The organism is Pseudomonas sp. NY15374 (genome assembly GCF_048068255.1).
In the GTDB taxonomy this organism is placed as follows: Bacteria; Pseudomonadota; Gammaproteobacteria; order Pseudomonadales; family Pseudomonadaceae; genus Aquipseudomonas; species Aquipseudomonas machongensis.
In genome coordinates, this window is record NZ_JBLUPZ010000003.1 from 160522 (window position 1) to 183654 (window position 23133).

Sequence of the window (23133 nt, forward strand, 5' to 3'; positions counted from 1 at the left end):
CCGGCTTACAACGGCTTTGTAACGAACAGGCCATCTTCGTGACCTTCTTCAGAACCGCCATAGACCTGCTCCGCCACAGTGCGGATCGAGCTGCCACGGGCAGCGAGGATCTGGTCCATGGCACCGGCGAACCAGCCGGTGAACATGTAGTCGACCTTGCGGCCGCATTTGCCATACACGTAGACGAACGCCGAGTGCTTGAGCTTGACGCTGCATGTGCCTTTGTCGAGGTCGATGTCCTGGATCTCGAACAGGCCCCAGCCACGCTGGCTCAGGCGCTTCATGTAGTGCTCGAACACCGCCACGCCTTCCAGGCCATGGCATTCGGCCTCTTTTTCGCACCAGTGCCAGGCGGATTTGTAGCCAGCCTTGTAGAGGATCTCGGCATAGGCGTCGGCGCCCAGCACCTCCTCGATGCCGATGTGGTTGTTGACGAAGAAATGCCGCGGTACATACAGCATCGGCAGGGCATCGGACGTCCAGACACCGGTCTCGCTGTCGACTTCGATTGGCAATTGCGGGGCGATCTTGGCCATGGAAACTCAACTCCATAAAATTTTTTGTTTGGATGCCCCGGCGTTGCTGGCAGGGGCTTTCAGGCTCGGAGTGCGGCTTTATTCGCCCCACACATCCTTGAGGACGTTCACCCAGTTCTCGCCCATGATCTTGCGTACCACGCGCTCGGAATGGCCGCGCTTGAGCAGGGTTTCGGTGAGGTTGGGGAATTCGCCCACGGTGCGGATGCCCAGCGGATTGATGATCTTGCCGAAGTTGGTCAGGCGACGGGCGTAGCCCTTGTCGTGGGTCAGGTACTCGAAGAAGTCCTGGCCATGGCCCTGGGTGAAGTCGGTGCCGATACCGATGGCGTCTTCACCAACGATGTTCATGGTGTACTCGATGGCCTCGGCGTAGTCGTCGATGGTCGAGTCGATGCCCTTGGCCAGGAACGGCGCGAACATGGTCACGCCGACGAAGCCGCCATGGTCGGCGATGAACTTCAGCTCTTCATCGGACTTGTTGCGCGGGTGTTCTTTAAGGCCCGACGGCAGGCAGTGGGAGTAGCAGACCGGCTTTTTCGATTCGAGGATGACTTCCTCGGAAGTCTTGGAGCCCACATGCGAGAGGTCGCACATGATGCCGACACGGTTCATCTCGGCGACGATCTCGCGGCCGAAGCCCGACAGACCGCCATCACGCTCGTAGCAACCGGTGCCGACCAGGTTCTGGGTGTTGTAGCACATCTGCACGATGCCCACGCCCAGCTGCTTGAACACGTCGACGTAGGCAATCTGGTCTTCGAACGCATGGGCGTTCTGGAAGCCGAAGAGGATGCCGGTCTTGCCCAGCTCCTTGGCCTTGCGGATGTCGGCCGTGGTACGCACCGGCATCACCAGGTCGCTGTTCTCGCGGATCAGCTTCTGGCTGGCGGCGATCTGGTCGACCGTGGCCTTGAAACCTTCCCAGACCGACACGGTGCAGTTGGCTGCGGTCAGCCCGCCTTTACGCATGTCTTCGAACAGCTCGCGGTTCCACTTGGCGATGATCAGGCCATCGATGACGATGCTGTCGGCGTGTAATTCGGCTGGGCTCATCAGGCTGTCCCCTTTTGTCGAGTTGGGCGACGCCGAATCGTGTGCCGGCGCTTTGGGGCCAGCATATGCCTGCGGCCCTTGTCGCCCCGATGCAAAAACGACAGGGGGTTTGCCGAAAGCGTCAATGAGCGACATGGCATGCTCTGGCACGCCGCTTGGCAATGAGAGCAAGTCTCGACAAGAACCGTTCATGAACATTTTCCCTGCCCTCTACCACCCGGCTCTAGGCTGAGCGAGAATCTCGACGATTCGTCAGCCTGTTCAGGAGAAAACGGATGAAATCAAAGGCATGGCTGGTACTGCTGTTCGTGGCGCTGGGCGCCCAGGCCGCCGAAGAAGAAAGCACGCCCTGCGACAACGTCGAGACCGACCAGCAGACCTATGCGTGCGCGGCGTACAACAAGCAGACCGCCGAACGCGAACTGAAGGCCGCCTACGACGACCTGATCCAGCGCATCCGTGACCAGTACGCGGATGAAAACGACAAGGCCGTTGCGCTCAGCGGACGCATGGAGGCGGCCGAGAAGCTCTGGACCCAGTTGCGCGATGCCGACTGCAAGGTCGAGACCTATGCCGAGAAACCTGGCAGCAAGGCCTTTGAAGCGGCGTGGAATACCTGCGTGGCGCAGCGTAGCGACGAGCGCTCGGAGTATCTGCAGTCGGTGGGGCAGCAGTGACTCTAATGGCCCTTTCGCGGGCAAACTCGCGAAAGGGCCAGCGCTGACCCCATCACACCGCCCTGGCCAACCTGTCCTCCCGCGGGCAGCGCTCGAATCGCGCCCGATAACAGCGGGTGAAATACGACGCCGACTCGAACCCGCACGCTACGCCCACTTCAAGCACGCTCATATCGGTCTGGCGCAGCAGTTGCCGAGCCTTGTCCAGCCTCAGCCGCAGGTAGAAACCACTGGGCGTGTCGTCCAGGTGCAGGCGAAACAGGCGCTCCAACTGGCGACGGGTCACCTGCACGGCATCGGCCAGTACCTGGGTGTTGAGCGGCTGCTCGGTGTTGCGCTCCATTTCGCCGATCACCTTCACCAGCTTCTTGTTGCGAATGCCGTAGCGCGTGGCGATCTCCATGCGCTGGTGATCCTGGCGCGGCCGGATGCGGCTGACCACGAACTGCTCCGACACCTGAATCGCCAGTTCGCTGCCGTGGGCCTGGGCGATCAGGTCGAGCATCAGGTCGATAGAGGCGGTCCCCCCGGCGCAGGTGATCCGTCGACGGTCGATCTCGAACAGCTCCTGGGTCGCCTGCAGGCGCGGATAGCGCTCCTTGAACGCCTCCAGCGCCTCCCAGTGCAAGGTCGCGCGATAGCCGTCGAGCAGGCCCGCTTCGGCCAGCACCAGCGCACCGGTATCGATACCGCCGAGCGTGCCGCCGTCATGCTCTACGCGCCGCAGCGCCTGTTGCAGCACCGGGCCGTAGCAGGCCAGCGGCTCGAAGCCGGCGACAACCAGCAGCATCCCTCCCCGCTCTCTGTCAGACAGCGCCTGGTCGGCATTGACCGACATGCCGTTGCTGGCCTGCACCGGGCCGCCGTCCAGGCTCAGCACCTGCCAGCGATACAGCGCTCCCCGAAAGCGATTGGCCACCCGCAAGGGCTCCACTGCACTGATGAAGCCCAACGCAGAAAACCCCGGCAAGAGAAGAAACTGGATCGTTTCCGGCATCGCTTACTCCTGGGAAGTGGGTGGTCGCTGCAGTGCAACTCTTGGTCGCCAGCGTGCGATTGCCCACTGTGCCATGGGCGTAACTTTTTTCCCACGGCCCGCAGAGGCCGGATCCCATAACAATACGCACTGCCGATGGAGAGCCACCATGCATCGCTTTATCCGCCGCAGCCTGTTGTCCCTCGCTCTCAGCACCACCGTGGTCACCCCGCTGTTCGCCGCCGAGCCCGCCGCCTGCAAGAACGTGCGCCTCGGTGTGGTCAACTGGACCGACGTCATCGCCACCAGCGCCATGGCCCAGGTCCTGCTCGACGGCCTGGGCTACCAGACCAAACAGACCAGCGCCTCGCAACAGATCATCTTCGCGGGCATCCGCGACAAGCGCCTGGACATGTTCCTCGGGTACTGGAACCCGATCATGACCCAGACCATCACCCCGTTCGTCGATGCCAAGCAGGTCAAGGTCCTCGACCAGCCTAGCCTGGAAGACGCCCGCGCCACGCTCGCAGTACCCAAGTACCTGGCCGACAAGGGCCTGAAGAGCTTTGCCGACATCCACAAGTTCGAGAAGGAGCTGGGCGGCAAGATCTACGGCATCGAGCCAGGTTCGGGCGCCAACACCCAGATCAAGGCGATGATCGCCAGCAACAAGTTCGACCTGGGCAAGTTCCAACTGGTCGAGTCGAGCGAGGCCGGCATGCTCGCCGCCGTCGATCGCGCCGTGCGCCGCAATGAAGCCGTGGTGTTCTTCGGCTGGGCGCCGCACCCGATGAACGTGAACATCGACATGGTCTACCTGGGCGACAGCCAGGACGCCCTGGGCCCGGACGAAGGCCGTGCCACGGTGTGGACCGTCACCGCGCCCGACTACGCCGAACGCTGCCCCAACGCCAACCGCCTGCTGGCCAACCTGAAATTCAGCGCCGAGGACGAGAGCCGCATGATGCAGCCGCTGCTCGATCACAAGGACCCGCTGGAGTCGGCACGCCAGTGGCTCAAGGACCACCCGCAAGACAAGGCCCGCTGGCTTGAAGGCGTGACCACCTTCGACGGCAAGCCGGCGGCTGACAACCTCAAGCTCACCGCCAACTGATCCGGCCTCTTCGCGGGCAAGCCCGCTCCTGCAGGTTATGCGCATGCCATGAGCATGTAGGAGCGGGCTGCCCGCGAAAAGCCCAACACCGAACTCACAGAACAGAAAAGCCTGAAGGATTTACCCCATGAACCACGACGTCATCATCACCTGTGCCCTGACCGGAGCCGGCGACACCGTTGCCAAGAGCCACCTGGTCCCGGTCACCCCCAAGCAGATCGCCGAAGCCGCCGTCGAGGCCGCCAAGGCCGGCGCCACCGTGGTCCACTGCCACGTCCGTGACCCACAGACTGGTCGCTTCAGCCGCGACGTCGCGCTGTACCGCGAAGTGATGGAGCGTATCCGCGAGTCTGACGTGGACGTGATCGTCAACCTGACTGCCGGCATGGGCGGCGACCTGGAGATCGGCCCGGGCGAGGCACCGATGGACTTCGGCGCCGGCACCGACCTGATCGGCCCGCTGGAGCGCCTGGCCCACGTCGAGGCGCTGCTGCCGGAAATCTGCACCCTGGACTGCGGCACGCTCAACTTTGGCGACGGCAACTCGATCTATGTTTCCACCCCGGCGCAACTGCGCGCGGGTGCCAAGCGCATCACCGAGTTGGGCGTGAAGGCGGAGCTGGAGATCTTCGATACCGGCCACCTGTGGTTCGCCAAGCAGATGATCAAGGAAGGCCTGCTCGAAGACCCGCTGTTCCAGCTGTGCCTGGGCATCCCATGGGGTGCGCCTGCCGATACCACCACCATGAAGGCCATGGTCGACAACCTGCCGGCCAACGTCACCTGGGCAGGCTTCGGCATCGGCCGCATGCAGATGCCGATGGCCGCACAAGCGGTGTTACTGGGCGGCAACGTGCGCGTGGGCCTGGAAGACAACCTCTACCTCGACCGTGGCGTGCTGGCCAGCAACGGTCAACTGGTCGAACGCGCAGTGGAGATCATCTCGCGCCTCGGTGGCCGCGTGCTGACCCCGGCCGAAGGGCGCGAAAAAATGAATCTCAAGCGTCGCGGATAAAACAGCCCCGCCGCAATCCCTGTGGGAGCGGGCTTGCCCGCTCCTACAAGGCCCGCGCCAACCTCAAGCACATAGAGAGACCAACATGTCCTTCATCACCGACATCAAAACTTTCGCCGCACTCGGTAGCGGCGTCATCGGCAGCGGCTGGGTCGCCCGCGCCCTGGCCCATGGCCTGGACGTGATCGCCTGGGACCCGGCACCCGGCGCCGAGCAGGCCCTGCGCAAACGTATCGCCAACGCCTGGCCGGCCCTGGAAAAACAAGGTCTGGCACCGGGCGCCGCACAAGAGCGGCTGAAGTTCGTCGCCACCATCGAGGAATGCGTGCGCGACGCCGATTTCATCCAGGAAAGTGCCCCCGAGCGCCTGGATCTCAAGCTCGACCTGCATGCCAAGATCAGCGCCGCGGCCAAGCCCGATGCGATCATCGGCTCCAGCACCTCGGGCCTGTTGCCCAGCGAGTTCTATGAGTCGGCCACCCACCCCGAGCGCTGCGTGGTCGGCCACCCGTTCAACCCGGTGTACCTGCTGCCGCTGGTGGAGATCGTCGGCGGCAAGCACACCGCGCCTGAAGCCATCGAGGCAGCGAAGAGCATCTACACCGCGCTGGGCATGCGCCCGCTGCATGTGCGCAAGGAGGTCCCGGGCTTCATCGCCGACCGTCTGCTCGAAGCGCTGTGGCGCGAGGCTCTGCACCTTGTCAACGACGGGGTGGCCAGCACTGGCGAGATCGACGATGCGATTCGCTTTGGTGCGGGTCTGCGCTGGTCGTTCATGGGCACCTTCCTCACCTACACGCTGGCCGGTGGCGATGCGGGCATGCGCCACTTCATGTCGCAGTTCGGCCCGGCGCTGAAGCTGCCCTGGACCTACCTGCCAGCGCCAGAGCTGACCGACAAGCTGATCGACGACGTGGTCGACGGCACCTCCGAACAACTGGGTGAACGCAGCATCGCGGCGCTGGAGCGCTATCGTGACGATACCCTGCTGGCGGTGCTGGATGCTGTGAAGAACAGCAAGGCCAAGCATGGCATGGCCTTTGGCGACTGAGGAGACTGCGATGCCCGCCCTGATCACCTACCGCACCCCGGTTCAGCAAGACTGGGTCGATTACAACGGGCACCTGCGCGATGCCTTCTACCTGCTGATCTTCAGCTACGCCACCGATGCGCTGATGGAGCGCATCGGTCTGGACGCCGACAGCCGCGGCCAGAGCGGCAACTCGCTGTTCACCCTGGAGGCGCACATCAACTATCTGCACGAGGTGAAGCTCGGCACCGAGGTCTGGGTGCAGACGCAGATCATCGGCTTCGACAAGAAGCGCTTGCACCTGTACCACACGCTGCACCGCGCAGGCTTCGACGAAGCCCTGTCGGCCAGCGAGCAGATGCTGCTGCACGTGGACCTGGCGGGGCCGAAGTCGGCGCCGTTCAGCGAGCGCAGTGCCGCGTTGCTGCAAGGGCTGGTGGATGAGCAGCGTGACCAGGCACCTGCCGAGTTCGTGGGCCGGGTGATCGGTTTGCCTGCACGAACCTGAAGCCTCTCCCGAGGCCGCCCGCGACCCCCGGCCCGGCCGGAGCAAGACAGCGCGCTGTCTTCTTCGCGGGCAAGCCCGCTCCTACAGACAGCCAAAAAAAACCCCGGAAGCGGTGAGCGTCCGGGGTCGAGAGCGAGCAACATCCACTGTGCGTGAATGAGGGTGACCAAACCCTCGGTGCCGTGAATGACTCCAGTGTGCTCACTTCCCTTCTGCCTGATTTAGCCGGGAACGACCTGTTCTTAGCCAAAGCGGCCATCGCGACGTTCTGCCCTTGCGAGGTTGTCGTACTGGTCACAGAATCAGTCGTAAATCACGGCACCAGACAAGGACTACAACGATGATGCATGCGGATTTGATCGACCAGGACGACCTGCTGGGCCACCTGCGCGCACGCGGGTTCGACATTCCGGCCGGGGCCAGCGCCGAGCAGGCGTGCGAAGTGGTGGTGCGCGGGCTGACCGAGCCCAATGCCCGGGCGTTGAAGGGAATGGTGGAGCAGATGTACACCGGCAGCGCGACCATCCTCCCGGCGGTACGTCAGGCGATCGACAAGCAGCTGTTGCCGGCGTTGGCGCAGTTCAGTCAGCGCGCCTGATTCTGGATCTTCACTGAATTCTTCGCGGGCAAGCCCGCTCCCACAGGGATTGGGCTGGCCTTCAGATTTTGAGCAAGACAGTTACTCCCACAGGGTCACTCGATCCCTGTGGGAGCGGCGGTTCGGCGCTCCAATTTACCCGCGAAGAAGGCGACACCGTCTCAGAGCCTCACACTGGCAAAGGTCGACTCGTTACGCGCCTGGCTCAGGGCCGCCATCGGCCCGCTGTGCGGCGACAGCGCCATGGCCTGCGGAATCGGCATCATCGCCACCTGCTGCGCGGTATTGGAACCTACACGCTCGTCACGCGGCGGAATGCCGAAGTATTCGCGGTAGCACTTGGAGAAGTGCGGCGTGGAGACGAACCCGCACACAGACGCCACCTCGATGATCGACATCGGCGTCTGCTTGAGCAACTGCCTTGCACGGATCAGCCGCAGCTTGAGGTAGTAGCGCGACGGCGAGCAGTGCAGGTACTTCTGGAACAGGCGCTCGAGCTGACGCCGCGACACGTTGACGTACACCGCCAGCTCGTCCAGGTCGATCGGCTCTTCGAGGTTGGCCTCCATCAGCGCGACGATTTCCTGCAGCTTCGGCTGGTTGGTGCCGAGCATGTGCTTGAGCGGCACGCGCTGGTGATCCTGCTCGTTGCGGATACGCTCGTAGACGAACATCTCGGAGATGGCCGCCGACAGCTCACGGCCATGATCACGGCTGATCAGGTGCAGCATCATGTCCAGCGGCGCAGTGCCGCCGGAGCTGGTGAAGCGGTTGCGGTCGAGGGTGAACAGGCGCGTGCTCATGTTGACCCGTGGGAAGGCCTCCTGCATCGCCGCCAGACACTCCCAGTGCACGCTGCAGTCGAAGCCGTCGAGCAGGCCGGCACAAGCCAATGCCCAGCTGCCAGTGCACACCGCGCCAAGCCTGCGCGACTGGCGCGCCTGGGCCTGCAGCCAGGTGACGTGTTCGCGGGTCACGGTGCGCTGGATACCGACGCCACCGCAGACGATCACGGTGTCCACCGGTGGTGCGCTGTGCATCGCAGCGTCCGGAGTGATCTGCAAGCCATCGCTGGCCCAGACCTGGCCGCCATCGACGGTCAGCGTATGCCAGCGGTACAGCTCGCGCCCCGACAGCTGGTTGGCCATGCGCAGCGGCTCGACGGCCGAGGCAAGCGAGATCAGGGTGAAGTTGTCCAGCAGGAGAAAGCCGATGGACTGGGGGGCTGTGCGGTTCTGGGTTGGGTTCCCGGAGGTGTACGACGTCATCGCGGTTTCTCCTCACACAATGCAGGGTGTGCCTCAGGCGGGCACCGTTTCTTGTCATGGCCCCGATTCGTATGCAGGGGCTTTGCCAATCTCAACGCAATCGCCGTGCCTGAAATTGAACGGCTATCCAAAAAAACCCAAAAACGACGTTGCCGTGCGAGTTGTAGGGCCTTTCAAGGGGCGCTGGGTGAACACCGCAAACAAGCGTGCCAGCGCCTCTGCGTGTAACGACTGAGCAGTTCGGTAGCACTTGTGGGAAGGCTGCCCAGAAGCGACATTCATAAGTGTCACCGACAATGACACCACTGGTCGCGACAGCCGACAGCCGGTCGGCACCGGCTGTTGCACAATAAAGCAGCACAACCGCCGCAAGAGGGCCAGATCAGCGCATCAGCATTCGATGACGCTGACTGCCAACCCGCCGCGGGAGGTCTCCTTGTACTTGTCGTGCATGTCGGCACCGGTGTCGCGCATGGTGCGGATCACCTGGTCGAGGGAGATGAAGTGTTCGCCGTCGCCACGCAGGGCCATCTGCACGGCGTTGATCGCCTTTACGGCAGCGATGGCGTTACGTTCGATGCAAGGCACCTGGACCAGCCCACCGACCGGGTCGCAGGTCAGCCCGAGGTTGTGCTCCAGGGCGATTTCAGCAGCGTTCTCCAGTTGTGCCGGGGTAGCCCCCAGCACTTCGGCCAGACCCGCTGCAGCCATGGCGCAGGCCGAACCGACCTCGCCCTGGCAGCCCACTTCGGCGCCGGAGATCGAGGCGTTCTTCTTGCACAGGATGCCTACCGCCGCTGCGCCCAGGAAGAACTCGACCACGTTGGACTCATCCACCGCGTCGGAGAAGCGCATGTAGTAGTGCAACACTGCCGGGATGATGCCGGCCGCGCCGTTGGTAGGCGCGGTGACCATGCGCCCACCCGCGGCGTTTTCTTCGTTGACGGCCAGAGCGAACAGGTTCACCCACTCCATGGCACTCATGGTCGAGCCGATCACATTCGGCTTGCCGATCTCCTGCAGGCTGCGGTGCAGCTTGGCTGCGCGGCGCCGTACATTGAGCCCGCCGGGCAAGATGCCTTCGTGCTTGAGGCCGTTGTTCACGCATTCCTGCATGGCCCCCCAGAGCTTGAGCAGACCGGCGCGAATCTCGGCTTCGCTGCGCCAGACCTTCTCGTTCTCCATCATCAATTGCGACACGCGCATGTCGTTTTGCTTGCACAGGCGCAGCAGTTCGGCGGCGCTGTTGAAATCGTAGGGCAACACCGTCTGGTCGGCGTCCAGTACGCCGCTCGCGGCCTGCGCCGCATCGACCACGAAGCCGCCACCCACCGAGTAGTAAGTGTCGCGATGCAGCTCGCCCTCGGCACCTTCGGCCACCAGGGTCATGGCGTTGGGGTGGTAGGGCAGGTTCTCGTCGAGCAACAGCATGTCGCGGGCCCAGATGAATTCGATGGGCAGGCGGCTGTCGAGCTGCAAGGTGTTGGTTTCACGCAAGTCGGCGATGCGCGGGGTGATTTGCGTGGGGTCGATTGCGTCGGGCCACTCACCCATCAGCCCCATGATCGTGGCGTTGTCAGTGCCATGACCGATGCCGGTGGCCGACAACGAGCCGTACAACCGCACCTCGATGCGCCGAACCCGCTCCAGATCGCCGCGTTCGCGCAGGCCCTGGACGAACAGCGCTGCGGCGCGCATGGGGCCGACGGTATGCGAGCTGGAAGGCCCGACGCCGATCTTGAACAGGTCGAACACGCTGATGGCCATTGTCGAATCACCTCTTGATGGGCTTGTCTCTGCGCGCCATGTGGCGGCGCAGCCAGCTGCTAGGCTGATAGCGGCGAGTTGCCGCGAATGCACGCATCATCGGGCTTTTACCCCTCCCCTCGCCGTCTGCAACCGACGTACTTTTGTCCGGCAGCGCCCTGTTGCGAAAGCCATCATTGCGCCGTTTTCAGGCGAACGGGTGACGCAAAGACACGGGCCGGGGCGGGGAAAAATCCGTAAGCGACATTGCCCGTACTGGATGCGACCTGTCCTGCACTGGTTACGACTCCACCAGTAGGCGATTGCCGAACGCTGGGGGATTATCGAAAGCGACTCGTATTGCACGGCCACGCAACCTGCCCTCTGCAGGCCAGATCGATCGACGCCCCAGAAAGCGACGACGATTACGCGAACCCGAAGAAAAAATCACAGGAGTCCACCCATGAAAGGTTCACCCTCGCTGTTGTTGGTTGCGTTGCTCGCAGCACCCGTGTTCGCCCAAGCCGCCGAACCGGAACAGTGTCAGACGGTCCGCTTCTCCGATGTCGGCTGGACCGACATCACCGTGACCACGGCAACCACCAGCGTTGTCCTCGAAGCGCTGGGCTACAAGACCCACACCACCATGATCTCGGTGCCGGTGACCTACAAGTCGCTGGCCACCGGCAAGGACCTCGACGTGTTCCTCGGCAACTGGATGCCGACCATGGAAAACGACATCAAGCAGTACCGCGACGCTGGCACCGTCGAGACGGTCCGCGCCAACCTGGAAAACGCCAAGTACACCCTGGCAGTGCCCCAGGCTCTGTATGACAAGGGTCTGAAGGATTTCAGCGATATTCCCAAGTTCAAGAAGGAACTCGACGGCAAGATCTACGGCATCGAACCGGGCAACGATGGCAACCGCACCATCCAGAGCATGATCGACAAGAACGCCTTCGGCCTGAAGGACGCCGGCTTCAAGATCGTGCAGTCGAGCGAGGCCGGCATGCTGTCGCAGGTCGATCGTGCCCAGAAGCGCGGTGAGGCCATAGTGTTCCTGGGCTGGGAACCGCACCCGATGAATACCCGCTTCAAGATGCAGTACCTGACCGGGGGTGATGAGTTCTTCGGTCCAGAATTCGGCAAGGCCACCGTACTGACCAACACCCGCAAGGGTTATGCGCAGGAATGCAGCAACGTCGGCCAGCTGCTGAAGAACCTGGTGTTCGAGCTCAAGGATGAAAGCACCATGATGGGCTATGTCCTGGACGACAAGATGAAGCCCGAGGCGGCCGCCAAGAAGTGGCTCAAGGACAACCCTGGCAAGCTGGATACCTGGCTGGCCGGCGTCACCACCGTGGATGGCAAACCAGGCCTGGAGGCAGCCAAGGCCAAGTTGACGCAGTAGCTTTAGGCACTACCTCGGGGTGGGACCGTGCTCACCCCGGACTGATTCCAATCATTGCAGGTGGAAGCTCGCTATCATGCTTATCGATCAGAAAATACCTCTGGGGCAGTACATCGCCTCATTTGTCGAATGGTTGACCCAGAACGGCGCCAACTACTTCGACGCTATCGCCCAAGGCCTGGAGTTCATGATCCATGGCGTCACCAGCGCCCTGACCTGGTTCAACCCCTTCGTCCTCATCGCCCTGTTCGCCGCCCTCGCGCACCTGATCCAGCGCAAGTGGGCGCTGACCGTCTTCGTCGCCCTGTCGTTCCTGTTGATCCTCAACCTCGGTTACTGGCAGGAAACCATGGAAACCCTGGCGCAAGTGAGCTTCGCCACGGTGGTCTGCGTAGCCATCGGCGTGCCGCTGGGCATCATTGCCGCGCACAAGCCGATGTTCTATACCGCCATGCGTCCGGTACTCGACCTGATGCAGACCGTACCCACCTTCGTCTACCTGATCCCGACCCTCACCCTGTTCGGCCTGGGAGTAGTACCGGGGCTGATTTCCACCGTAGTGTTCGCCATCGCGGCCCCCATTCGCCTCACCTACCTGGGCATCTGCGACGTACCGCAGGAGTTGATGGACGCCGGCAAGGCCTTCGGCTGCTCGCGTCGCCAACTGCTGACCCGTATCGAACTGCCGCACGCCATGCCGAGCATCGCTGCCGGCGTGACCCAGTGCATCATGCTGTCGCTGTCGATGGTGGTGATCGCCGCCCTGGTCGGCGCCGATGGCCTGGGCAAGCCGGTGGTCAACGCTCTCAACACCGCCGACATCTCGCTCGGCTTCGAAGCGGGCCTTGCGATCGTGCTGCTGGCGATCATGCTCGACCGTATCTGCAAGCAACCGGAACTGCCGGCAAGGAGTGAAGCATGAGCATCATTCGCTTCGAAGATGTCGACGTCATCTTCTCCAGCAAGCCGCGCGAAGCGCTGTCGCTGCTCGACGAGGGCAAGACCCGCGAGCAGATCCTCAAGCAGACCGGGCTGGTGGTCGGCGTCGAAAAGGCCAACCTGGATATCGAGAAAGGCGAAATCTGCGTGCTGATGGGCCTGTCGGGCTCGGGCAAATCGAGCCTGCTGCGCTGCATCAACGGCCTGAACACCGTCAGCCGCGGCAAGCTGTTCGTCGAGCACGAAGGCAAGCACATCGACATTGCCCACTGCACCCCGGCGGAGCTGAAGATGATGCGCACCAAGCGCATTGCCATGGTGTTCCAGAAATTCGCCCTGATGCCCTGGCTGACCGTACGCGAGAACATCAGCTTCGGCCTGGAAATGCAGGGTCGCCCCGAGAAGGAGCGGCGCAAGCTGGTCGATGAAAAACTCGAGCTGGTGGGCCTGACCCAGTGGCGCAACAAGAAACCGGACGAACTGTCCGGGGGCATGCAGCAGCGAGTGGGCCTGGCCCGTGCGCTGGCGATGGACGCCGACATCCTGCTGATGGACGAGCCCTTCTCTGCACTCGACCCGCTGATCCGCCAGGGCCTGCAGGACGAGCTGCTGGAACTGCAGCGCAAACTGAGCAAGACCATCGTCTTCGTCAGCCACGACCTGGACGAGGCGCTCAAGCTGGGTAGCCGCATCGCGATCATGAAGGACGGCCGGATCATCCAGTACAGCAAGCCGGAAGAGATCGTGCTGAACCCGGCCGACGAATACGTGCGCACCTTCGTCGCCCACACCAACCCGCTCAATGTCCTGTGCGGGCGCAGCCTGATGCGCAGCCTGGACAACTGCAAGCGGATCAACGGTTCCGTGTGCCTGGATCCGGGTGGTGATTCATGGCTGGACCTGGGCGAAGGCGGCTCGATCAAGCGTGCGCGCCAGGGGCAGAACGGGTTGGACCTACAGAACTGGGTGCCGGGGCAGGACGTGGAAAGCCTGGGTCGCCTGCCAACGCTGGTGCACGCCGACATCGGCATGCGCGAGGCACTGCAGATTCGTTATCAGACCGGCAACAAGCTGGTGCTGCAGGAGAACGACAAGGTGGTCGGGATTCTGGGCGACAGCGAGCTGTATCACGCGTTGCTCGGCAAGAATCACGGTTGAAGCAATTGGGGCCGCGTCGCGGCCCTTCGCGGGCAAGCCCGCTCCCACAGGATTTACACAACCTGTGGGAGCGGGCTTGCCCGCGAAGGCTGCAAAGCAGCCCCAATCACTGATTCAGCGTACGACGATCCCGCGCGAAGCCATGTAGGCCTTGGCCTCGGGCACCGTGTACTCCCCGAAGTGGAAGATGCTCGCCGCCAGCACCGCGCTGGCATGCCCTTCCAGAATCCCATCGGCCAGATGCTGCAGGTTGCCCACACCACCGGAGGCGATCACCGGTATCCCCAGCGCATCGCTGATGGCACGGGTCACGCCCAGGTCGAAGCCGTTCTTCATGCCGTCCTGGTCCATGCTGGTCAGCAGGATCTCACCGGCGCCCAGACCTTCCATCTTCTTCGCCCACTCCACCGCATCCAGACCGGTGGGCTTGCGCCCGCCATGGGTGAAGATCTCCCAGCGCGGCGTTTCGCCTGGGCCAGAAACTTTCTTGGCGTCGATGGCCACGACAATGCACTGCGAACCGAAACGGTCGGCAGCTTCGCCAACGAACTCAGGGTTGAACACTGCGGCGGTGTTGATCGAAACCTTGTCGGCACCAGCGTTGAGCAGGTTGCGGATGTCCTGCACGGTACGCACGCCACCCCCGACGGTCAGCGGGATGAACACCTGGCTGGCCATGCGCTCGACGGTATGCAAGGTGGTATCACGGCCATCGACACTGGCGGTGATGTCCAGGAAGGTGATCTCGTCGGCGCCCTGCTCGTTGTAGCGACGGGCGATTTCCACCGGATCACCCGCATCACGGATGTTCTCGAACTTGACGCCCTTGACCACCCGGCCGTTGTCCACGTCCAGGCAAGGGATGATGCGCTTGGCCAGTGCCATGGTTCAGTCCTCAGCCTTGGTAGTTGTCGCAGAAGGCCTGGGCCTCGGCGACATCGAGGGTGCCTTCGTAGATGGCACGCCCGGTAATGGCGCCGATGATGCCTGGGGTCTTGGCGTCCAGCAGGGCCTTGATGTCACCCAGGTTGTGGATGCCGCCCGAGGCGATCACCGGGATCGAGGTGGCTTCGGCCAGGGCCTTGGTGAAGGGCACGTTGCAGCCCTGCATCATGCCGTCCTTGGCGATGTCGGTGTAGACGATCGCCGAGACGCCATCGGCCTCGAATCGCTTGGCCAGGTCGATGACCTGCACCGAGCTCACTTCAGCCCAGCCGTCGGTGGCGACGAAACCGTCCTTCGCGTCCAGGCCGACGATGACCTTGCCCGGGAACGCCTTGCACGCCTCGGCGACGAACTCAGGCTGCTTGACCGCCTTGGTGCCGATGATCACGTAGCTGACGCCAGCCTTGACGTAGTGCTCGATGGTTTCCAGCGAACGGATGCCGCCGCCGATCTGGATCGGCAGTGTCGGGTAGCGCTTGGCGATGGCAGTGACCACTTCGCCGTTGACCGGCTGGCCCTCGAAGGCGCCGTTGAGGTCGACCAGGTGCAGGCGGCGGCAGCCACCCTCGACCCACTTGGCGGCCATGCTCACCGGGTCGTCGGAGAATACCGTCGAGTCTTCCATGCGGCCCTGGCGCAGGCGCACGCAGGCACCGTCCTTCAGATCGATAGCGGGGATAATCAGCATCTTGGAAACCTGTTCTAATCGGTGGAGTTCAGGGCTTCTCGAGCGCCCACAAGTCGCTTTCGATGCTCTCGAACCGCTCCTTGAGGTGCAGTTGAACATCGGCAATCGCCCTGTTGTAGTAATGGGGTGCAATTTCCTTGCTGAACAATTCGAGGACCTCGGCCACCTCGAACGAACCGAGCGTCAGCTCGAAGCGGTCTTCAAGGAAGCGCTTGAGCACATCGAGTGCCTCGCGCTCCTGCTCGGGGGCCAGGGTAATGACCGGGGCCTTGGTCTTCGACCTGCTCATTTACCAGCGCCCGTCCCAGGCGACGAAGTTCTGCAGCAGTTGCAGGCCGTGCGTGTGGCTCTTTTCCGGGTGGAATTGCACGGCGAAGCGCGAGCCGTCGGCCAGCGCAGCGGCGAAGTCGACGCCATAGTGGCCGCGACCGACCACCTGGCCCGGCTTGCCGGCATTGATGTAGTAGCTGTGCACGAAATAGAAACGCGCGCGGTCCGGGATGTCGTGCCACAGCGGGTGGTCGATGCACTGGCTGACTTCGTTCCAGCCCATGTGCGGCACCTTCAGGTGCTCGCCGTCTTCCTCCAGGCCCTTGCCGAAGAAACGTACCTGGCCGGGGAACAGGCCGATGCAGTCGACGCCTTCGTTCTCCTCGCTGTGCTCGAGCAGCGCCTGCATGCCGACGCAGATGCCGAGGAAGGGGCGGTCCTGGCTGACTTCACGCACCAGGCTGTCGAAGCCCAGGCGACGAATCTCGGCCATGCAGTCGCGGATCGCGCCGACGCCTGGGAACACCACGCGATCGGCCTCGCGGATCACCGCCGCGTCGCTGGTGACCAGCACCTTGCCGGCGCCCACGTGCTCCAGGGCCTTGGCCACCGAGTGCAGGTTGCCCATGCCATAGTCGATTACCGCTACCGTCTGCATCTACAGGCACCCTTTGGTGGACGGCATCTGCCCCGCCATGCGCTCATCGAGCGTCACGGCCATGCGCAGGGCGCGGCCGAAGGCCTTGAACACGGTTTCGATCTGGTGGTGGGTGTTGTGACCACGAATCGTGTCGATGTGCAGGGTCACCAGGGCGTGGTTGACGAAGCCCTGGAAGAACTCCTGGAACAGATCGACGTCGAAACCGCCGACCGAGGCGCGGGTGAACGGCACATGCATCTGCAGACCGGGACGGCCGGAGAAGTCGATGACCACGCGCGACAGCGCTTCGTCCAACGGCACGTAGGCGTGGCCGTAGCGGAAGATGCCCTTCTTGTCGCCAATGGCCTTGGCGAAAGCCTGGCCGAGGGTGATACCGACGTCTTCGACGGTATGGTGATCGTCGATATGCAGGTCGCCCTTGCATTCGATGTCCAGATCGATCAGCCCGTGCCGGGCGATCTGGTCGAGCATGTGTTCAAGGAAAGGCACACCGATATCGAATCGGGCCTTGCCGGTGCCATCCAGGTTGATCGAGGCCTTGACCTGGGTTTCCAGGGTATTGCGCTCGACGGAAGCCTTACGTTCGACCATCACCAGCTCCGCAAAATCATTGGGCGAAAAGGGCTCCATTATAGGCCCAGAATGCGCCGGCTTGAAACGCGGATGACGTGTGGCAGCACAAAGCATTCGCGGGCGAGCCCGCTCCCACAAGGGCAACATCGCCTTGCAGGAGCGGGCTGGCCCGCGAAAGGGCCCTTTCAGGCCCGGCAAATCAGTGCATCAGTGGAACAGCACCGCCGTCTTCTGCAGGGTGATCCACACGCCCCAGGCCAGCGGAATCACCACCACGGCCCAGGCCAGCAGCACCAGCGGCAGGCTGCCAGGCGCTGCATGCCACTCCAGCGACTGCGCGCCATCGGCGCCCTTGTCGTGGCTCAGCGCGCGCTCGGCGGCAAGTTCGGCCTCGGTCATGAAGTACTTGTCGGCCACCGGGCGCACCAGCAGGTTGCAGATGAAACCCAGCACCAGCAGGCCGGCGAGGATGTACAGGGTCATGTCGTAGGCGGCGGCACGCGGTACGCCCGCAGCCAGCTGGGCTTCACGCAGGTAGGTGATCAGCACCGGGCCGAGCACGCCGGCTGCTGCCCAGGCGGTCAGCAGGCGACCATGGATCGCACCGACCATCTGCGTGCCGAACAGGTCGGCCAGGTAGGCGGGCACTGTGGAGAAGCCACCACCGTACATCGACAGGATGATGCAGAACGCCGCCACGAACAGCGCGACGTTGCCGATGTGGCCCATGTTCGGCACCAGGGTGTACAGGCCCACGCCGATGGCGAAGAAGGCGAAGTAGGTGTTCTTGCGCCCGATGTAGTCGGAGAACGACGCCCAGAAGAAGCGCCCGCCGATGTTGAACAGGCTCAACAGGCCGGTGAAGCCGGCAGCGATGGCAGCGATCTGTGCCAACTGCGCGGCATTCAGCTCGCTGAAGCTCAGGTCGTTGCCCAGCAGCTTGCCGCCGAACACTTCCTGCAGCAGTGGCGAGGCCATGCCCAGGATGCCGATGCCGGCCGAGACGTTCAGGCACAGCACCAGCCACACCAGCGCGAACTGCGGGGTCTTCCAGGCCACGCTGACGTGCACGTGACGGTCGGTGACCATGGCGTTGGCCTTTTTCACCGGCGGCGTCCAGCCCTCAGGCTTCCAGCCGGTCGGCGGCACGCGGTACGCCAGGGCGCCAGCAGTCATGAACACGAAGTAGATCGCCGCCATGGCGATGAAGCTCTGCCATACGCCGACTTCCTGGCCGTTGGCGAAATGCCCCATCAGTGCAGTGGCCAGTGGCGCCCCCACCATCGCGCCGCCGCCAAAGCCCATGATCGCCATGCCGGTCGCCATGCCGCGCTTGTCCGGGAACCACTTGATCAGCGTCGAAACCGGCGAGATGTAGCCCAACCCCAGGCCGATACCGCCGATGACACCCGAGCCCAGCCACATCAGCCAGAGCTGATGGGTCTTGATGCCGATTGCCGAGATCACCAGGCCGCCGCACCAGCACAGCGCCGATACCAGGCCAGCCTTGCGCGGGCCGGCGTGTTCCAGCCAACCGCCCAGCACGGCGGCCGAGCAGCCGAGGAAGACGAAGAACAGGGTGTAGATCCAGCTGAGCATCGAGATCTGCCAGTCGCAGTCGGCGCTGAACAGACGAGCGATGAAGCCCATGTCAGGCGAGCAGGCGACCGGTGCGGTGATGCCGATGGCCTGGGACAGGGGCAGCCAGAACACCGAGAAGCCATAGGCCATGCCGATGCACAGGTGGATGGCCAGGGCGGCCGGTGGAACCAGCCAGCGATTGAACCCTGGCCGGGCGATGATGCGCTCCTTCGACAGGAAGCCCGGCGCGCTCGTCGCCGCTCCTGCCGTAATACTGCTATTCATGGATTCGATCCTTTTATGTATGGTTGCGCTTTCGGATCGTTTCCCTGGCTGTTTCGCGGCACACAAGGCGAAATTGGCACCGTTTTCGGCGTCGTTGCCCCGCGACAATAGGTCGCGGTCACTCCGGAAGCTGCGCAAGGTTACCAGCATAAGATGACGACGAGATCAATCTGACATCATTATTTTTCATAAAACTGAACCGGTACAGGTCGGACGCGCAACCGTTTGCGATGTGCAGCGACCTCTTCGCGGGCAAGCCCGCTCCTACAACGGCGGTACCACGCGGCTTTCGTGGGAGCAGGCGTGCCCGCGAACGAGACCGACGCCGACTCGAACGTGGAACTGCCCAAGCCAGAACTGTCGAATCCGATTCGCAGGAAACGCCCTGTATCTCTTGTCAGATACTCAGAAGCGATGGTCGCGGCGCTATACTCTGCCGCTCGAATTCACCTATCGGACTACAAGGACTCGCCCATGAAAGCGTTCGGCAAATTCCTGGGGCTGGGACTTCTCGGGTTGTTGCTGATCATCGTGGCGCTGGGCTTCGCCCTGACCCACCTCTTCGATCCCAACGACTACAAAGACGAAATCCGCCAGCTGGCCCGCAACAAGGCCCACGTCGAGCTCACCCTCAACGGTGACATCGGCTGGAGCCTGTTCCCCTGGCTGGGCCTGGAACTGCACGAGGCGAGCATCGCCACGCTGAACAACCCCAAGCAGCCGTTCGCCGACCTGCAGATGCTCGGCCTGTCGGTGCGCGTGCTGCCGCTGCTGCGCCGTGAGGTGCAGATGAGCGACGTGCGCATCGAGGGCTTGAACCTTAGGTTGCTGCGCGACGAACACGGCCATGGCAACTGGGAGGATATCGGCAAGCCGCTCCCCGACCCGAATGCCACGGCCAGCAACCAGCCGGCCCCTGCCGAAGGCGCGCCCGCACAGCCATCGGCGCAGGCGCAGGCCAGCAGCGAACGCGCGGTGAAGCTGGACATCGACAGCCTGACCGTCAACAACGCGCGGGTGCAGTTCACCGATGAGCAGAGCGGCAAAAGCTATGGCGCCGAAAGCATCCAGTTGAGCAGCGGGCCCATTCACGATGGGGTCAACACCCCAATCAAGGCCAGCGCCTTCCTCAGCGCCAGCGAGCCGAACATCAAGGCTCGTACCGAACTGGTCGGCGACCTGCGCTTCGACCGCAAGCTCAAGCGCTACAGCCTCGAAGACATGCGCCTGTCCGGCGAAACCTCGGGCGAGCCGACCGCTGGCAAGACCGTGACCTTCGCAGCACAGGGCCAGGTGCTGGTCGACCTGGGCGCCAACGTCGCGTCCTGGAGCGGCCTGAAGGTCTCGGCCAACCAGTTGCGCGCCCTCGGCGAGCTGAGCCTGCGCGACCTGGACAAGGCGCCGCAGATCAGCGGCGGGCTGTCCATCGCCCAGTTCGACCTGCGTACCTTCCTCGACGGCATCGGTCATCCGCTGCCAGCCACTGCCGACCCGGCGGCCTTCGCCAAGCTGGAACTGGTCGGTCGCCTGCAAGGCACCCAGAACTCCATCGCCATGGAAGACCTGGCGGTGAAACTCGACCAGAGCACCTTCACTGGCCGTGTCGCCGTCGAAGACTTCGCCAAGCAGGCCCTTCGCGTGCAGCTCAAAGGCGACACCTTCGATGCCGACCGCTACCTGCCTGCCAAGAGCGATGAGGCCAAGGGCGCCAAGGCCGCGCGCCAGGCCGAGGTCAAGCAACAGGAAGCCAGCGCGATCGCGGGTGCCGGCACCACGCCGCTGCCCAACGCCCCCACTCAAGTAGCCTGGAGCAACGACAAGCTGTTGCCGGTCGATCGCCTGCGCGCCCTCGACCTGCAGGCCGATCTCTCGTTCGGCGCGCTGACCCTCGACAAGCTGCCGATCACCGACGCCCAGCTCAAGGCCAATGGCCAGGGCGGCCTGGTCACCCTGGAGACCCTGCGCGGTGGCCTGTACAACGGCACCTTCGAAGCCAAGGGCACCGTCGACGTACGCCCTGCCGTCCCGCAGCTCGGGGTGAATACCAGGATCAACCGGGTACCGGTCGAGCACTTCATCAAGCGCGAAAGCCCGGATCAGGCACCGCCGGTCAAGGGTCTGCTGACCTTGTCGAGCGACCTGACCGCCACCGGCAACAGCCAGAAGGCGCTGATCGATACGCTCAACGGCAACGCCAGTTTCACCATCAATGACGGTGTGCTGGTCAATGCCAACCTCGAGCAGCAGCTGTGCCAGGCCATCGCCACACTCAACCGCAAGCAGCTCAGCGGCGAGCCACGGGCCAAGGACACGCCGTTCCAGGAACTGCGCGGCACGCTGGTGGTACGCAATGGCGTGGCCAGCAACCCAGACCTCAAGGTGCGCATCCCGGGCTTGACCGTGAACGGCCAGGGCGACCTGGACCTGCGCGTACTGGGCATGGACTACGGCGTCGGCGTGGTGGTCGAGGGCGACCAGCGCGCCATGCCGGACCCGGCGTGCCAGGTCAATGAGCGCTATGTCGGCGTCGAAGTGCCACTGCGCTGCCGCGGCCCGCTCGAACTGGGGGCCAAGGCCTGCCGCCTGGACCAGGACGGCCTGGGCAAGGTTGCCGCGAAGCTTGCGGGCAACCGCCTGAAAGACAAGATCGACGAAAAGCTCGATGAAAAACTCGGCGACAAGGTGAGCCCTGAATTGAAAGACGCGCTCAAGGGGCTGTTCAAACGATGAGCCCCCAGCAGTTCTCCAGCGCCGTGCTGGCGTGGTTCGACCAGCACGGGCGTCATGATCTGCCCTGGCAACAGGGCATCACCCCCTACCGGGTGTGGGTGTCGGAAATCATGTTGCAGCAGACCCAGGTCAGCACCGTGCTCAACTACTTCGACCGCTTCATGCAGGCCCTGCCCACCGTGCAGGCCCTGGCCGAGGCGCCGGAAGACGAGGTCCTGCACCTGTGGACGGGCCTGGGCTACTACACCCGCGCGCGCAACCTGCAGAAGGCCGCGAAGATCGTCGTCGCCCAGCATGGCGGCGAATTCCCGCGCAGCGTCGAGGCGCTGACCGAACTGCCCGGTATCGGCCGCTCCACTGCAGGCGCCATCGCCAGTATCAGCATGGGCATCCGCGCACCGATCCTCGACGGCAACGTCAAGCGCGTCCTGGCGCGCTTCACCGCCCAGGCCGGTTACCCCGGCGAGCCGAAGGTGGCCAATGCGCTGTGGGCCGCAGCCGAGCGTTTCACCCCCATGACCCGGGTCAACCACTACACCCAGGCGATGATGGACCTGGGCGCCACGCTGTGCACCCGCAGCAAGCCCAGTTGCCTGATCTGCCCGCTGCAGCAGGGTTGCGAGGCGCACCTGCTCGGCGACGAGAAACGCTACCCCGAACCCAAGCCGCGCAAGGCCCTGCCCCAGCGCAAGACGCTGATGCCGCTGCTGACCAACAACGAAGGCGCCATCCTGCTCTACCGCCGCCCCTCCAGCGGCCTGTGGGGCGGCCTGTGGAGCCTGCCAGAGCTCGACAGCCTGGCGCAGCTTGACGACCTTGCCTACCAGCACGGCCTGCGCATGACCGAAAGCCAGGCGCTGCAAGGCCTGACCCACACCTTCAGCCACTTTCAGCTGGCGATCGAGCCGTGGCTGGTGCGTGTCGACCCGCTCGGATCGCACGTGGCCGAGCCTGACTGGCTCTGGTATAACCTCGCCACCCCGCCGCGCCTGGGCCTGGCAGCCCCGGTCAAGAAGCTGCTCGCACGCGTGGCCGACGAATTGATTGCAGGAGAAGCCCGATGACCCGCACCGTGAAGTGCCGCAAGTACAACGAAGAACTGCCAGGCCTGCCACGCCCGCCCTACCCTGGCGCCAAGGGCCAGGACATCTACGAGCACATCTCGCAGAAGGCCTGGGACGAGTGGCAGAAGCACCAGACCATGCTGATCAACGAGAAGCGCCTGAACATGATGAATGGCGAGGACCGCAAATTCCTCCAGGCGGAAATGGACAAATTCTTCGCCGGCGAGGACTACGCCCAGGCTGAAGGCTACGTTCCACCCAGCGCGTGAACCCGATCCGAACGGTTCGCTGTACAAAAAACAGC

23 protein-coding genes are annotated in these 23133 nt (G+C 63.6%); 12 read left to right on the forward strand and 11 right to left on the reverse strand.

Annotated features, from left to right (window positions below; all coding sequences use genetic code 11):
* Positions 1 to 5: 5 nt before the first annotated feature.
* Together ACNFHO_RS08625 and ACNFHO_RS08630 are read right to left on the reverse strand one after the other, a co-directional pair.
* Positions 6 to 536: a DUF5943 domain-containing protein gene (locus ACNFHO_RS08625; protein ID WP_054891724.1), complete on the reverse strand. Its 531-nt coding sequence runs from the start codon at positions 534 to 536 to the stop codon at positions 6 to 8.
* Between the two features lie 78 nt (positions 537 to 614).
* Positions 615 to 1592 carry a dipeptidase gene (locus ACNFHO_RS08630; protein ID WP_009404077.1) on the reverse strand — a complete coding sequence of 326 codons (978 nt, stop codon included), beginning with the start codon at positions 1590 to 1592 and terminating at the stop codon, positions 615 to 617.
* Positions 1593 to 1867: 275 nt separating this feature from the next.
* Here ACNFHO_RS08630 and ACNFHO_RS08635 point away from each other — a divergent pair, with 275 nt between their 5' ends.
* Positions 1868 to 2269, forward strand: coding sequence for a lysozyme inhibitor LprI family protein (locus tag ACNFHO_RS08635; RefSeq protein ID WP_054891723.1), 402 nt, complete (start codon positions 1868 to 1870; stop codon positions 2267 to 2269).
* Positions 2270 to 2321: 52 nt separating this feature from the next.
* Here ACNFHO_RS08635 and ACNFHO_RS08640 read toward each other — a convergent pair whose 3' ends face one another.
* Complete coding sequence (locus tag ACNFHO_RS08640; RefSeq protein WP_054891722.1) at positions 2322 to 3266, reverse strand: GlxA family transcriptional regulator; 945 nt, start codon at positions 3264 to 3266, stop codon at positions 2322 to 2324.
* Between the two features lie 148 nt (positions 3267 to 3414).
* Between ACNFHO_RS08640 and choX the strand changes: the two genes are divergently transcribed.
* The 5 genes from choX (at position 3415) to ACNFHO_RS08665 (ending at position 7510) form a co-directional block, all read left to right on the forward strand.
* On the forward strand, positions 3415 to 4359 hold the full coding sequence (gene choX / locus ACNFHO_RS08645; protein ID WP_054891721.1) for a choline ABC transporter substrate-binding protein: 945 nt from the start codon (positions 3415 to 3417) through the stop codon (positions 4357 to 4359).
* A 127-nt stretch (positions 4360 to 4486) separates the two neighbouring features.
* Positions 4487 to 5374, forward strand: a complete 888-nt coding sequence (locus ACNFHO_RS08650; protein ID WP_054891720.1) for a 3-keto-5-aminohexanoate cleavage protein — start codon at positions 4487 to 4489, stop codon at positions 5372 to 5374.
* An 85-nt stretch (positions 5375 to 5459) separates the two neighbouring features.
* Positions 5460 to 6425 carry an L-carnitine dehydrogenase gene (locus ACNFHO_RS08655; protein WP_112897137.1) on the forward strand — a complete coding sequence of 322 codons (966 nt, stop codon included), beginning with the start codon at positions 5460 to 5462 and terminating at the stop codon, positions 6423 to 6425.
* A gap of 10 nt (positions 6426 to 6435) precedes the next feature.
* On the forward strand, positions 6436 to 6912 hold the full coding sequence (locus tag ACNFHO_RS08660) for a thioesterase family protein (RefSeq protein ID WP_125930970.1): 477 nt from the start codon (positions 6436 to 6438) through the stop codon (positions 6910 to 6912).
* Between the two features lie 340 nt (positions 6913 to 7252).
* On the forward strand, positions 7253 to 7510 hold the full coding sequence (locus ACNFHO_RS08665; RefSeq protein WP_054891717.1) for a hypothetical protein: 258 nt from the start codon (positions 7253 to 7255) through the stop codon (positions 7508 to 7510).
* Positions 7511 to 7671: 161 nt separating this feature from the next.
* On the opposite strand, the gene ACNFHO_RS08670 is transcribed toward ACNFHO_RS08665, so the two are convergent.
* The gene (locus tag ACNFHO_RS08670; RefSeq protein WP_054891716.1) at positions 7672 to 8778 is read right to left on the reverse strand and encodes a GlxA family transcriptional regulator; all 1107 of its coding nucleotides are present in this window, start codon (positions 8776 to 8778) and stop codon (positions 7672 to 7674) included.
* A 390-nt stretch (positions 8779 to 9168) separates the two neighbouring features.
* Entirely contained in the window at positions 9169 to 10545 is a 1377-nt protein-coding gene (locus ACNFHO_RS08675; RefSeq protein ID WP_063542272.1) for an L-serine ammonia-lyase, read from the reverse strand.
* A 442-nt stretch (positions 10546 to 10987) separates the two neighbouring features.
* On the opposite strand from ACNFHO_RS08675, the gene ACNFHO_RS08680 reads away from it, so the two are divergent.
* The 3 genes from ACNFHO_RS08680 (at position 10988) to choV (ending at position 14032) form a co-directional block, all read left to right on the forward strand.
* Positions 10988 to 11935 (forward strand): choline ABC transporter substrate-binding protein, encoded by a 948-nt coding sequence (locus ACNFHO_RS08680; RefSeq protein ID WP_054891714.1) that lies wholly within the window; start codon positions 10988 to 10990, stop codon positions 11933 to 11935.
* A 73-nt stretch (positions 11936 to 12008) separates the two neighbouring features.
* Positions 12009 to 12857 (forward strand): choline ABC transporter permease subunit, encoded by an 849-nt coding sequence (gene choW / locus ACNFHO_RS08685; RefSeq protein WP_172964837.1) that lies wholly within the window; start codon positions 12009 to 12011, stop codon positions 12855 to 12857.
* On the forward strand, positions 12854 to 14032 hold the full coding sequence (gene choV / locus ACNFHO_RS08690) for a choline ABC transporter ATP-binding protein (protein WP_054891712.1): 1179 nt from the start codon (positions 12854 to 12856) through the stop codon (positions 14030 to 14032). The genes choW and choV overlap by 4 nt, the downstream gene beginning before the upstream one ends.
* A gap of 114 nt (positions 14033 to 14146) precedes the next feature.
* Here the strand turns inward: choV and hisF are convergent, their stop codons facing one another.
* From hisF to ACNFHO_RS08720, 6 genes are all read right to left on the reverse strand, one after another.
* On the reverse strand, positions 14147 to 14917 hold the full coding sequence (gene hisF / locus ACNFHO_RS08695) for an imidazole glycerol phosphate synthase subunit HisF (RefSeq protein WP_008091498.1): 771 nt from the start codon (positions 14915 to 14917) through the stop codon (positions 14147 to 14149).
* Positions 14918 to 14927: 10 nt separating this feature from the next.
* The gene (hisA, locus tag ACNFHO_RS08700) at positions 14928 to 15665 is read right to left on the reverse strand and encodes a 1-(5-phosphoribosyl)-5-[(5-phosphoribosylamino)methylideneamino]imidazole-4-carboxamide isomerase (RefSeq protein ID WP_414154638.1); all 738 of its coding nucleotides are present in this window, start codon (positions 15663 to 15665) and stop codon (positions 14928 to 14930) included.
* 28 nt (positions 15666 to 15693) lie between these two features.
* Complete coding sequence (locus ACNFHO_RS08705) at positions 15694 to 15954, reverse strand: DUF2164 domain-containing protein (RefSeq protein ID WP_054891710.1); 261 nt, start codon at positions 15952 to 15954, stop codon at positions 15694 to 15696.
* A complete protein-coding gene (hisH, locus tag ACNFHO_RS08710; protein ID WP_054891709.1) occupies positions 15955 to 16593 on the reverse strand; it encodes an imidazole glycerol phosphate synthase subunit HisH in 639 nt (212 codons plus the stop codon).
* Positions 16594 to 17187 carry an imidazoleglycerol-phosphate dehydratase HisB gene (hisB, locus tag ACNFHO_RS08715; protein WP_054891708.1) on the reverse strand — a complete coding sequence of 198 codons (594 nt, stop codon included), beginning with the start codon at positions 17185 to 17187 and terminating at the stop codon, positions 16594 to 16596. It abuts the gene before it with no gap.
* A gap of 189 nt (positions 17188 to 17376) precedes the next feature.
* Positions 17377 to 19035: an OFA family MFS transporter gene (locus tag ACNFHO_RS08720; RefSeq protein WP_063542266.1), complete on the reverse strand. Its 1659-nt coding sequence runs from the start codon at positions 19033 to 19035 to the stop codon at positions 17377 to 17379.
* Positions 19036 to 19509: 474 nt separating this feature from the next.
* On the opposite strand from ACNFHO_RS08720, the gene ACNFHO_RS08725 reads away from it, so the two are divergent.
* From ACNFHO_RS08725 to ACNFHO_RS08735, 3 genes are read left to right on the forward strand one after another with little or no spacing between them, the layout of a single operon-like run.
* The gene (locus ACNFHO_RS08725; RefSeq protein ID WP_151925522.1) at positions 19510 to 21765 is read left to right on the forward strand and encodes an AsmA family protein; all 2256 of its coding nucleotides are present in this window, start codon (positions 19510 to 19512) and stop codon (positions 21763 to 21765) included.
* On the forward strand, positions 21762 to 22829 hold the full coding sequence (gene mutY, locus ACNFHO_RS08730; protein WP_063542262.1) for an A/G-specific adenine glycosylase: 1068 nt from the start codon (positions 21762 to 21764) through the stop codon (positions 22827 to 22829). The genes ACNFHO_RS08725 and mutY overlap by 4 nt, the downstream gene beginning before the upstream one ends.
* On the forward strand, positions 22826 to 23098 hold the full coding sequence (locus ACNFHO_RS08735) for an oxidative damage protection protein (RefSeq protein WP_029612825.1): 273 nt from the start codon (positions 22826 to 22828) through the stop codon (positions 23096 to 23098). Before mutY ends, ACNFHO_RS08735 begins: the two co-directional genes overlap by 4 nt.
* Positions 23099 to 23133 lie beyond the last annotated feature (35 nt).